This is a genomic window from Bacillota bacterium (assembly GCA_040757085.1).
Lineage (GTDB): Bacteria > Bacillota > Sulfobacillia > JACIYH01 > JACIYH01 > JACIYH01.
This window is the reverse complement of sequence record JBFLXJ010000011.1, coordinates 141,753-153,795: the sequence shown is the minus strand read 5'-3', so window position 1 is coordinate 153,795 and position 12,043 is coordinate 141,753. Positions and strand designations below refer to the sequence as shown.

Genomic DNA, 12,043 nt, shown 5'->3' with positions numbered 1-12,043 from the left:
GCCCGGGGCCGGGTAGAGGGTCCCTCCTCGTGGTCAGACGTTGAGGTCGCGGAGGTCGCCAGTGACCATGTAGATGACTCTTTCCGCGATGTTGGTGGCATGATCTCCCATCCGCTCGATGTGCTGGGTTACCAGGATCAATTCCAGGGCCCGGGAGATGTTGCGGGGATCCTCCATCATGTAGGTGAGGAGTTCGCGAAACACCTGGGAACGGAGGCCGTCCACCACGTCATCGTCCTGGGCCACCTGGGCTGCCTTCTGTGCGTCCCGCTCCACAAAGGCGTCCAGCGCCTTCTTCAGCATCCCCTGCACCACTTCCGCCATCCGCGGCACATCGATGAGGGGCTTAAGCAACGGTTGCCGGGCCATCCGCACCGCCGCCGACGCCACTCCCTCGGCATGGTCGGCCACCCGCTCCAGGTCAATGCTTATCACCATGGCAGCACCGATCACGCGCAGATCGCCCGCCATGGGCTGCTGGGTGGCAATCAGTTCCATGCACCGGTTCTGGATCTCCAGGTGCAGGCGGTCGATGGGCTCGTCACCCGCTATGACCTTCTGGGCCAGCTCCACATCCTGACGCTTCAAAGCGTCAACCGAGAGGGCCACTGCTTCCGCGGCCATGTGGCCCAGGCGCAGCAAGTCCTCCCGCAGGTTGGCCAGCCCTTCTTCAAATGACCTGCGCACCGTTCAGCCTCCCTCACCACCCAATTCCTACTTCATTTTCTCCCCGGATCCCCGCTTTCCCTTCCGCCCCGCGCTCTGGCGGGAGCAGGAAGCTGCTTTCTGCCCGCAGAATGCTTCCCGGACGCGGAGGCTTGGCACCCGGGGCGGAACAGGCGTCCAAGAGAGGAAAGGAGGAACGAACCGATGGAATTCCCGGGAGATGAGATGTACGCAGAGGCCAAAGAACTGTTGATTTCTCTACTGCAAATCGACACCACCAATCCACCGGGTAACGAGGTCCAGGCAGCACGCTACCTGGAAGGATTGTTGCGCCGGGAGGGGATCTCCTGCCAGGTATTCGAGCCCGCCCCGGGGCGGGGCAGCATCGTAGCCCGCTGGCCGGGGGATGGGAGGCGAAAACCCCTCCTGCTCGCGGGTCACCTGGACGTGGTACCCGCCCGGGCAGAGGACTGGCAGTACCCGCCCTTTTCGGGGACGGTGGCGGACGGCGCCATCTGGGGACGGGGATCCCTGGACTGCAAGGATATGATCGCCGGCTGGGTGACCATCCTCCTCTGGATGAAGCGCCTGGGGGTCAAAACGGACCGGGACGTGATCCTGGCCGCCACCGCCGACGAGGAAGCAGGCGGCACCTGGGGCATGGCCTGGCTCGCCCGCGAGCACCCCGAACTACTGCAGGCGGAAGCAGCCCTCAATGAGGGCGGCGGTGCCTCCTTCTCCCTGGGGGGAGCCCAAGTATTCACCTGCCAGACGGCGGAAAAAGGCGTATGCTGGCTGCGGTTCACTGCCCGGGGCCGGGCGGGCCACGGCTCCGTGCCCGTCGCCGACAATGCGGTGGTGAAGCTGGCCCGCGCCGTGGCCCGCCTCGGCACGCGCGAACTACCCCTGCATCTCACCCCCACCGTCGAGGCCATGCTGGCCGCTTTCGTGGAGGCCGGGGGACCGGAAGTGGGCAGGGCCATCCGGCAGGCAATCGCCACCGGCGGCAGGCGGGAAGACCTGGAGCGGCTCCTGCCACCGGAAAAGGCAGCCGGGCTGGCGGCCACCCTGCGCAACACGGTTAGTCCCACCGTACTGGCGGCGGGGAGCAAAACCAACGTGATCCCCGCCCAGGCCACGGCCGAGGTGGATGGTCGCATGGTGCCGGGATTCACGCCCGAAACCTTCCTGGCCGAAGTCCGCCAGGCCCTGGGAGACGACGGGGCAGGCATCACGGTGGAGGTCCTCATGAGCGACCAGCCTAGTGAGTCACCTTTCCCCACCTCCCTGGTGGAGTGCCTGCGCCAGGCCCTTTCCCGGCACGTCCCGGGAAGCACCCTCGCTCCCTTCATGTCCACCGGGATGACCGACAGCCGTTTCCTGCGCCGGCTGGGCATCCCCGTGTATGGGTTCTGGCCCTACCTGCCCCACGTGCCGGTTCACCTGGCCCACGGTACCGATGAGCGACTTCCCGAGGACAGCTTCCGCTTCGCCCTGCAGGTGATGTGGGACGCCCTCACTTCCTTCTGTACGACCTAGCCCGCGGGCGTACGGGGCCGGGTGAGGGAGAGCGAGTGCGATTTTGAAGCGTAGTCGCGCCGTTCTCGCCCCGGCCCCACTTGCAGGGCCGGGCGCCGTCCGTGAAGCCTCCTTGTTCCCCAACGTATAATCGCAGGGGAGCAATCGGAGGGGGGTCGCCATGGCGGCGCCAGAGTACATATTGAGCGCGTTACAATGGTTGTTTCTGTTGGCACTCCTCTATTACTACATTCTCGCGTACCTGGGATTGGGGCACCCGCGCTGCCCGCCTCCGGCGGAGCCGGTGACCCGCTTTGCCCTGCTCATACCCGCCCACAACGAGGAGACAGTACTGCCCCATTTGCTGGACAGCATTGCCCGCCAGGATTACCCGGCACACCTGGTGGAGGTTTACGTGGTAGCAGACAACTGCACTGACGGGACCGCTCACGTGGCAGCGCGGGCAGGGGCAACCGTGCTGGAGCGGGTAAGCCACCTCCGGGGGAAGGGGTACGCCCTGCAGTTCGGGCTGTGCCAGATACTGAACCGCTCGCGCTGTGACGCCATTTGCATCATGGACGCTGACAACCTCCTTGACTCCTCGTTCCTGGCCCGGGTGAACGCGCGCCTGGTGGCGGGAGCCAGCGTGGTCCAGGCCCGGGTGGAAACCAAGAACCCCCTGGATTCCTGGGTGAGCGCCTCGTACGCCATCAACTTCTGGCTGGCCAATCGGCTGTGGCAACTGGGCCGCGCCCGGGCGGGGCTATCGGGCTTGCTCTGCGGTACCGGCATGTGCTTCCGCAGGGACGTTCTGGCCAGCACGGGCTGGCCCGCCACCTCTCTCACCGAAGATCTGGAGTACACGGTGATCCTGATCTCGCGGGGCATAAGAGTGACCTGGGCCCACGAAGCGGTGGTGTTCGACGAAAAACCTGCCCGGCTGGGGCCGTCCTGCCGGCAGAGGCTGCGCTGGCTGCAAGGGAAATGGCAGGTCCTCTTCACCTACGGACCCCGCTTGTTCCGGGAGGCCCTGACCCTGCGCAGCTGGACGAGGGCGGACGCCCTCCTGTGCCTGCTGCAACCGGTACTGCTCCTCGCCGGACCCCTCTGTGCCCTCTCTGCTGCCCTGCACCCCCGGACGGCGGTAGCCGTCGCCGCCGCCCGCGACCAAAACCCCCTGCTGCTGGCCCTGGCCCTCGTCCCCTACCTCATGCCCGTGATCGCTATGTATCTGGAAAAGGCACCCCTGAAAGCCTATCTCTATTTACCCGCCTACACCGTGTTCTCGTTTACCTGGATACCCATTGCGGTGGCGGGACTGCTCACTTTCCGCCACCGCGGCTGGTACCGTACCCCCCATACCCGCGCCATCAGCCTGGAGCAGAGAACCCACCTCTACTCCCTGCGCCACACCGGCTAGGCCATCACGCGCCGTCATGCACCCCGGAACCCGGATCGCTTGCGCCCAGCCGTTTGTGCCGGGGGGCTAGTGGCCCTCGCGGTCGTAGGCCAGCCCCAGGGCACCGGGAGCCGCCAGACGGCGCTTGCCGCGGGCGCTAACCAGAAGCACCAGGATGGTGAAGACATAAGGGAGCATGCTCAGGAAGAACGAAGGCACCACGGTACCCACAGCCTGGATGCGCAGGCCCAGAGCATCCACGCCCCCGAACAGGTAGGATCCTGCCAGGGCCACAAGGGGATTCCAGCCGGCAAATATCACCAGGGCCACCGCAATCCAGCCCCGTCCCGCAGTCATGTTTTCCAGCCAGGTAGGGGCGTAGGCGAGGGACAGGTACGCACCGCCAGCTCCAGCGAGCATGCCCCCAGCCACGGTGTAAATGTAGCGCGTCCAGACCACGTTGATGCCCATGGCATCGGCGGCAGCGGGGTTTTCCCCCACGGACCGCATGTGCAGGCCCGGTCGCGTGCGGTACAGGAAGAACCACAGCAGCGGTACCAGCAGGTAACTGATGTACACCAGGTAGTCGTGCCCGAACACTACCGGTCCCAGGAAGGGCATGTCCCCCAGCCCGGGGACCTTCACCGGGCGGAACGTGAGCGGAGCAGGAACCCCGATCAGGGGCTTACCCAGGTAGCCACTCAACCCTGTGCCGAACAGGGTGAGAGCCAGGCCGCTCACCACCTGGTTAGCCCGCAGCCCCACCGAAAGCACGGCGTGGATGAGGGCCATGAGCCCTCCCGCCACCAAAGAGGCCAGCAGGCCCAGCCAGGGGCTTCCCGTCCGGACCGTTACCAGGAACCCCGAGACCGCCCCCACCAGCATCATGCCTTCCACGCCCAGGTTGAGCACGCCCACCCGCTCGGCCAGGATTTCCCCCAGGGCTGCGAACAGGATGGGGGTTCCCGCCGTGATGGCGGCCTGGCAGATGGAAACCGCCAGCAGCCAGTCCATCTATACCCCCCCTTCCCGGGTGCCGCCCTTGCTTCCCCGACCCGCCGAACGCGGCGCGGCCGTGCCGGCCGGAGAGCCGTCCCCCCCTGCTCCGGCCGCCACCACCGGACCCGGGCCCGGCGAAACTACCAGGCGGATGCGGTAGCGCGTCAAAAACTCGCCTCCCAGCACGAAAAACAGGATGGCTCCCTGGAGCATGTAAGCCACCGCTGCCGGAATGCCGGCCAGTTGTACGGCATACCCTCCTACCAGCAACCCGCCGAAAAGAATGGATACCACCAGGATAGCCCAGGGGTTGAGGCGAGCCAGCCAGGCCACGATGATGGCGGAATACCCGTATCCGGGGGACACCTGGTGCTGCAGGCGGTGGATAACCCCGGAGACCTCGCACATGCCCGCCAGTCCGGCCAGGGCCCCGCTCAGGAACATGACGAGCAGGATGTTGCGCTCCACGTTCATGCCCGCGTAGCGCGCGGCCTGGGCACTCTCTCCAATCACCCTCACCTCGTACCCCCAGCGGGTTCGCCACAGCACCACGCTGAGCAGCGCCGCCGCCACCACGGCGATTACGAGGCCCACGTGGACGCGGGTCCCGGGAAAGGTGGGCAGCCATGCCGAGCGGGGGAAGGGCGGGGTCAGCGGGAAGTTGAGCCCGGCCGGGTCCCGCCAGGGGCCGTGCACCAGGTAACTCACCCACAGGATGGCCACGTAGTTGAGCATCAGGGTGGTGATGACCTCGTTGGTCTTCAGGTAAGCCCGTGGTATGGCGGGCAGCAGGGCCCACACACCGCCGGCGAGCAATCCCGCCAGCATCATAGCGGGCACGAGCAGGTACGCGGGCCCCTCCGGGAACGAGAGGCACACCCAGGTGGCGGCAAACGCCCCCATGTACAGCTGTCCTTCTGCCCCGATGTTCCATAGCAGCATGCGGAAGGCAATCCCCACCCCCAGCCCGCACAGCATGAGGGGGATCGCCTTCACGAAGGTCTCGGTAGTGCCGTAGCGAGACCCGAAGGCACCCCGCAACATCATGCCGTACACTTCCCCGGGGTCGCTCCCGGTGAGGTGCAAAAACAGGGCACCGGCCAGGAGGGCAAGCGCCACCGACACCACAGGCATCAACCAGATCAGGGGGCGGGGAACGTCAAGCCGCCGTTCCAGGCGCAACCTCATGCCCTCGCACCCCCGCCGCCATCCTCTGGCAACCTCATCCCGTCGCACCTCCCTGGCCAGCCTCCGCCTCATCGGGACCTGTCGAGCGGGGACGTACGCCCGCCATCATCAAACCTATCTCCTCCAAACGTGCCTCTCGGGCCATCACTTCTCCCACGATCTGTCCCTCATACATAACGGCAATGCGGTCGGACAGGGCCATGATCTCATCGAGATCCTCGGAAATGAGGAGGATAGCCGCTCCCGCATCTCTCTGTTGCAGCAGGAGGCCATGCACCCCTGCCGTGGCGCCTACGTCCAGCCCCCGGGTGGGATGCACGGCCACCATCACGCGGGGCCTGGCCGATATCTCGCGGGCCAGCAAGAGGCGCTGGAGGTTGCCGCCGGAAAGCTTGCGCACCGGCGCATCCAGGCTGGGCACCTTGACCGCGAATTCCTCCACCAGACTGCGGGCCTGCCGCCTGATCTCCGCCCACTGCAAAAAGGCACCCCGGCAAATGGGGGGACGGCGATACCCCTTGAGGATCACGTTATCGCACACGGGCAGGGTGGGCACCAGGCCCGTGCCCAGCCTGTCCTCAGGGATCAGGCTCAGGCCACACTCGATGATGCGGGCCGGGTGGCAGCCGGTGAGCTCCCTGCCCCCCACCCTGACGGTGCCCCCCACCACCGGGCGCAGCCCGCTGATCACCTCGGCCAGTTCTCGCTGCCCGTTCCCCGACACTCCCGCGATGCCCACGATTTCTCCGGCGTGCACCTTGAGGGAGAGACCCCGCAGGGCCAGGAAGCCGCGGTCGCTCATGGCTTCCACGCCCTCCAGGGAAAGCAGCACCTCCCCCGGGGGGCGGTCCGCACGGTCATAAGAAACCGAGACTTCCCTCCCCACCATGAGGTGGGCCAGTTCCCGCGGGGTGGTGGCGGCCTTGGCCAGGGTAGCCACGTTGCGGCCACCCCGCAACACGGTAATGCGGTCGGCTACCTCCATCACTTCCTGCAGCTTGTGGCTTATGAACACGATGGCCCGCCCGGAGGCGGCCATCTGGCGCAGCACGGCGAAAAGCTCTCGCGCCTCCTGAGGGGTGAGCACCGCGGTGGGTTCGTCCAGGATCAGCACCCGGGCACCCCGGTAAAGCATCTTGAGGATCTCCACCCGCTGCTGCTCCCCCACGGAAAGCTGCCAGATGCGCGCACGGGGGTCAACTTTCAGGCCGTGCCGGTCCCCCAGCCTGGCCACTTCCGCTTCCACCCTGCCCAGGTCCAGTGCGAATCGGGGCCGGTCGAGCCCCAGGGTGACGTTCTCTGCCACCGTGAACGGCTCCACCAGGCGGAAGTGCTGGTGCACCATCCCGATGCCCGCCCGGATGGCGTCCCGCGGTGATCGAAAGACTACGGGCCTGCCCTCCACCAGGATTTCCCCCGCATCAGGCTGATACAGGCCGGAGAGGACGCTCATCAGGGTGGTCTTGCCCGCCCCGTTCTCGCCCAGGAGGGCGTGCACCTCCCCCGCCTGCACCGACAGGTTCACCCCGTCGTTAGCCAGCACTCCCGGAAAGCGCTTGGTGATGCCCCGCATCTCGACCAGGATTTCCCCGGCCAAACGGCTCACCCCCGCCCGTTTATCAGGCAGCCCCGGCGCGGAACGGCGCCGGGGCTACCTCCACACTACCGATTACTTGATGGTACCTTCCACGCCCTCGACGAACCAGTCGAAGCTGAGCATCTCCTGGTCCGTCATCTTCTGACCCTCGGCCACCCGAACCTTGCCCGACTGGTCCTTGATGGGCCCCGTGAACACGTCCCACTTCCCGGACAGGATCTCCTGCTTTTTCTCCTCCACCAGCTTCTTGACGTCTTCGGGGACCATGGGACCCAAGGGTGCCAGACCCACGATGCCATCAGACATGGGACCCCAGTACGCCTCGGGCTTCCAGGTCTTGTCCATGACGGACTTGACCACCCGCACGTAGTAAGGACCCCAGTTCCATACGGGCGCGGTGAGGTGGGCCTTGGGGGCAAACTTGGACATGTCGGAGTTGTACCCGATGCCGTACTTGCCCGCCTCTTCGGCCGCCTGCACCGGACCTGGTGTATCCTGGTGCTGGGCGATGACGTCGCAGCCCACCGCCAGCAGGCTCTTGGCGGCTTCCTTCTCCTTGGCCGGGTCGTACCAGGTGTTGGTCCAGACCACTTTCACCGTAGCCTTGGGGTTAACCGAACGCACTCCCAGGGTGAAGGCGTTGATCCCGCGCACCACCTCGGGGATGGAGAACGCAGCCACGTAGCCGATCTTGTTGGACTTTGTCATCTTGCCGGCCACGATCCCCGCCAGGTACCGGGGCTGGTACATGCGGCCGAAGTAGTTCCCCATGTTGTCCGACATCTTGTACCCCGAGCAGTGCATGAACACGCGATCGGGGTACTCCTTGGCCACGTTGAGCGTGCCGTCCATGAACCCGAAACTGGTGGTGAAAACCACCTTGCAGTTCTTCTCCTCCACCAGCCGCCGGATCTCCCGCTCGCAGTCGGCTCCCTCCGGTACCGATTCGATGAAGTGCGTCTTCACGCCGGGCAGGTTCTTCTCCAGGTACTGGCGCCCCTGGTCATGGGCCCAGGTCCATCCGGCGTCCCCCACCGGGCCCACGTAAATGAATCCCACGTTGATCTCCTTGGGCTCCTCCGCTGGCTTGGCGGGCTGCTGCGGCTCGGCTGGCTTGCTCGTGCACGCCGTCACAAACGCTACCAGCAAAAGGAGTATCAGCCCGGTGACGAGTATCCTCCGGTGCATTCCCTCTCCTCCCCTCTTGCAGAACGAATGGCCGTTCCCCGATGCCGAGACACCACCGAACGCCGTCCCATACTCACCTCCTCCCGCACAACCCAATCTCCTCCTGCCACCACCGGAACGATGGCCACCTCCGCACCCTCTTCCAGCCTGAACCCCGCGGGAAAAGAGTGTAAAACCTTCTCTCCCACGATCAGCCGCAGGTTAGGCCGCGCCCCGAGGTCGACCCCGAACCGGGACCTGATGGCCGTAAAGAGATCCCCCAGGGTGCTGCCCGGGATCTCCAGTTCCACCAGCGGCCCTCCCAGCAGGTCGGCGTAGTACCCGTAATTGCGCAGCTTCACCCGCACTGCCCGGTGCCACCCCCCAGCGCCTGGGCAGCCTCTTTATCCAGACCCAGACGGCGCAGGGTTTCGGGCAAAGGTACTCCCCGCTGGTCCCAGCCATGGGCCCGGTAGTATTCGGGGAGCATGGTTTCCAGATGGACCACCTGACCCCGCGCCGGCCCGTGCGGAAGCGGGTCGCGAGTGTATCGACGGGGCAGGCGATCGTCCCGGGCCGGGACCATCCCCCTGCGGATGTTGAACAGCCGCTCCAGGTTGTAGGCCCGCTCGGCGAGATACATCAACTCTGCTTCCGTCCGTTCTTCACCCGTCGCCAGGGTGATGAAACGGGCCAAATCCCGGGGCAACAGGGCGTACGTGGCAAAGGTGGTGTACTTGCATATTTCTGCGGAGTCGCACAGCATGGCAAAGTATTCGTGCCAGAGGACCATGGGAACCTTGCCCCGCTCCGTATACGGATCAACGCAATAAGGATTCCCGAACCAGTGCTCTCCTTCCTGCTCGCTCATCCCCAGCAGTTCAAAATTGGGTAGCGCGGTGAGGTGGTCCCCTCCCCGGTTGGCAGTTGCCTCAGACAACCCGAAGCCCTTTCCCGTGCGCACGTCAAAGGCGGGAAGTTCCAGACCCTTCACCTCGAGGGCGAACTCGTCCGAACCGGCGATGGCCTGGCGCAGGCGGGCCACCCCCTGCCCGGCCAGTTCCCCCAACCCCTCCCGGTACGCCATCTTCTTCAGGAGGTCGATGACCAGTTGGGCATCCCCCCAGGGGAGCCTCTCCGGGATGAGCTCACGCTGGGACGCTTCCATCAGGAAGGAAATGGCCGTACCGGCCGAGATGGTGTCCAGCCCCAGGTCGTTGCAGATGTGGTTGGCGTACAGGATGGCTCCCAGGTCGCCCAGCCCCACTCGCGACCCCAGGCACACCAGGGTCTCGTACTCCGGTCCCCCACCCCGCATCCGGTAGGGGCCGCTCCTCACCTCCACGTAGTTCTTGCAGTGGAGGGGACACCCCCAGCAAGCCTTTTTCCCCACCGTGTGGTCAGCGTGCATCCGACGCGAGGATATGCGGTCGTAGTGCTCGAACACGCCCTCCTGGGCGTTGCGGGTAGAAAGCCCGCCGCTGGCCTGGGCGATGTCTACCAGGATAGAGGTCCCGTACTTGGAAAAATCGGGGTACGTCTTGTCGGCCATGATTTTGCGGTAGGCGTCCCGCACCGCATCCAGAAAACCCTCCGGGTCAGCCACCTTCACCTTCCCGGTGCCATGGGCCGCAATGCACTTCAGCTTCTTGGCCCCCCACACCGCCCCCAGGGCAGGACGTGCCTGCGCATCCCAGCCGTCGTTCATCACTGCGGATACCAGCACCTGGTTCTCGCCTGCCGGACCGATACCCAGGTAGTGCACGCCGGGACCGTGCCTTTCCTCCAGCATTGCCCACGTCCGGAACAACCCCTGTCCCCACATCTCGCGGGCGGGGAGCAGTGCGGCCCTGCCATCGCTCAGGTACAGGTACACGGGTTCGGGGCTGGAACCCGTGATGACCAGGGCGTCAAATCCCGCCAGCTTCATCTCCGGCCCGAAGTGACCGCCTGAGTTGGCGTAGCCTATCAGGCCGGTCTTGGGCGAGACCGCCGCCACCGTGAAGCGGCCGGAGGCAGGAGCCAGGGTGCCGGTGATGGGTCCGGTCGCCACCACGACCACGTTTTCCGGCCCCAGGGGATCGGCTTGGGGTGGCACCAGGTCGTAGAGGAGCCGGGCGGCCAGTGCCCTGCCCCCCAGGTAAGCACGCTGAAGTGATTCGGAAAATGTCCTGCCCTCCACGGTACCCCGGCTGAGGTCCACCCACAGGATGGTACCCTGGTACGAAACCCCTGCCACCGGTCCTTCTCCTCCTCTCCGTAGTCGGCAAATGACACGGCGATGCGAGCATGAACGGGCGACGGCGGCGGTCCGGGTAAGTAGGGGTGGATCAGTAGGGGCGGCTCATGGCACCCTGCGGGCAGATGCTCCCGCACAGCCCGCAACCCTGGCACTTGAGTTCGTCCACGCTTACCGGCCGCATGCCCTCCTGAGATATAGCCTGGGCCGGGCAACTGGGCACGCACAGCCCGCACCCCGTGCAGCGGTCCTCATCCACCCGGGCTGGCGTAACCTCCAACTTGACGGCCTGCCCTTCGCCCACCGCCCGGATGTACTTGCCGCGGATCTCCTCCGGGAACCGGTAGCCGTGGCCGTCCAGCCAGGCAGCAAGTTCTCCGGCCACGCGCCCGTACACCCCCGGTCCCTGCAGGATGGCCCCCGTACAGATCTGCACCGCCCACGCCCCGGCCATGAGGAACTGCACGGCGTCCCGCCCGCTCATCACCCCGCCCACCCCGATCACGGGTTTGGGAGTAGCCCGCGCCAGCTCGAACACACAACGCAGGGCCAGGGGCTTCAGCGGCGCCCCGGATATCCACCCGTACCCCAGCTTGCTGCCCAGGTAAGGTGCCGGGTTCTCGGGATCGAAGTCCAGGCACGGTCCCAGGGAATTGATAGCCACGAACCCGTCCACGTAAGGATCAATGGCCCGCGCCACCGCCACCAGGTCGGGCACGTTGGGGGAAAGCTTGGCGAAGATGGGCACGCTGACGGCATCGCGCAGAGCACGGGCGGTCTCCAGCACGGGGTCGATGGCGCCCCCCAGGTAGTGGACGGAAAACTCGATGGCGTCCACCCCCGCTGCCTCGACCCGGGGACCCACCTCGCGCACCTCGTCAGCGGTGTAACCGATACTGGCGATCACGGGCAGCCCGGCCTGGCGGGCGCGGGGATACTCCACCTGCAGCCACCGCTCCAGGGGCAGGTCGGACCACAGTTCCGTGTTGAGCAGGGCCTGGCCCAGTTGCAACTCGGCCCGTACCACTTTGGCCAGCCCCCCGCCCGCACCCACGGAGATGAGGTGCATGGTGCGCCCGCGCCCGGGAACCATCATGTTCGGATGGGGCACAGGCGCCGGCTTCAGGGATACCGTCTTGCACACCAGGCCCCCGGCACCCCCTGCCGCCGCCCGCAGCAGGGCGGCGCCATCCTGGGAGGGGGGCCCGGCAGCCGTGAACACCGGGTTGGGGAACTCAATCCCCGCTATCCTCACCCGCAGATCGGCCAA

General features: G+C 66.1%; 10 protein-coding genes. 2 read left to right on the top strand and 8 right to left on the bottom strand.

The window, feature by feature from the left end:
* Positions 1-33: 33 nt before the first annotated feature.
* Positions 34-687, bottom strand: a complete 654-nt coding sequence (phoU, locus tag AB1446_04445) for a phosphate signaling complex protein PhoU (GenBank protein ID MEW6546153.1) — start codon at positions 685-687, stop codon at positions 34-36.
* A 183-nt stretch (positions 688-870) separates the two neighbouring features.
* On the opposite strand from phoU, the gene AB1446_04440 reads away from it, so the two are divergent.
* Together AB1446_04440 and AB1446_04435 are read left to right on the top strand one after the other, a co-directional pair.
* Entirely contained in the window at positions 871-2,205 is a 1,335-nt protein-coding gene (locus AB1446_04440) for a M20/M25/M40 family metallo-hydrolase (protein ID MEW6546152.1), read from the top strand.
* Between the two features lie 160 nt (positions 2,206-2,365).
* Positions 2,366-3,604, top strand: coding sequence for a glycosyltransferase family 2 protein (locus AB1446_04435; GenBank protein ID MEW6546151.1), 1,239 nt, complete (start codon positions 2,366-2,368; stop codon positions 3,602-3,604).
* 66 nt (positions 3,605-3,670) lie between these two features.
* Here the strand turns inward: AB1446_04435 and AB1446_04430 are convergent, their stop codons facing one another.
* The 7 genes from AB1446_04430 to AB1446_04400 all read right to left on the bottom strand — a co-directional run bounded on the left by AB1446_04430 (position 3,671) and on the right by AB1446_04400 (position 12,043).
* Positions 3,671-4,597: an ABC transporter permease gene (locus AB1446_04430; protein MEW6546150.1), complete on the bottom strand. Its 927-nt coding sequence runs from the start codon at positions 4,595-4,597 to the stop codon at positions 3,671-3,673.
* Positions 4,598-5,770 carry an ABC transporter permease gene (locus tag AB1446_04425; protein ID MEW6546149.1) on the bottom strand — a complete coding sequence of 391 codons (1,173 nt, stop codon included), beginning with the start codon at positions 5,768-5,770 and terminating at the stop codon, positions 4,598-4,600. It abuts the gene before it with no gap.
* Between the two features lie 34 nt (positions 5,771-5,804).
* The gene (locus AB1446_04420) at positions 5,805-7,343 is read right to left on the bottom strand and encodes an ABC transporter ATP-binding protein (GenBank protein ID MEW6546148.1); all 1,539 of its coding nucleotides are present in this window, start codon (positions 7,341-7,343) and stop codon (positions 5,805-5,807) included.
* Between the two features lie 96 nt (positions 7,344-7,439).
* Positions 7,440-8,555, bottom strand: a complete 1,116-nt coding sequence (locus tag AB1446_04415) for a BMP family ABC transporter substrate-binding protein (protein MEW6546147.1) — start codon at positions 8,553-8,555, stop codon at positions 7,440-7,442.
* On the bottom strand, positions 8,525-8,902 hold the full coding sequence (locus tag AB1446_04410; GenBank protein ID MEW6546146.1) for a MoaD/ThiS family protein: 378 nt from the start codon (positions 8,900-8,902) through the stop codon (positions 8,525-8,527). Before AB1446_04410 ends, AB1446_04415 begins: the two co-directional genes overlap by 31 nt.
* Positions 8,893-10,773 carry an aldehyde ferredoxin oxidoreductase family protein gene (locus tag AB1446_04405; GenBank protein MEW6546145.1) on the bottom strand — a complete coding sequence of 627 codons (1,881 nt, stop codon included), beginning with the start codon at positions 10,771-10,773 and terminating at the stop codon, positions 8,893-8,895. Before AB1446_04405 ends, AB1446_04410 begins: the two co-directional genes overlap by 10 nt.
* Positions 10,774-10,864: 91 nt before the next feature.
* The gene (locus tag AB1446_04400; protein ID MEW6546144.1) at positions 10,865-12,043 is read right to left on the bottom strand and encodes a 4Fe-4S binding protein; all 1,179 of its coding nucleotides are present in this window, start codon (positions 12,041-12,043) and stop codon (positions 10,865-10,867) included.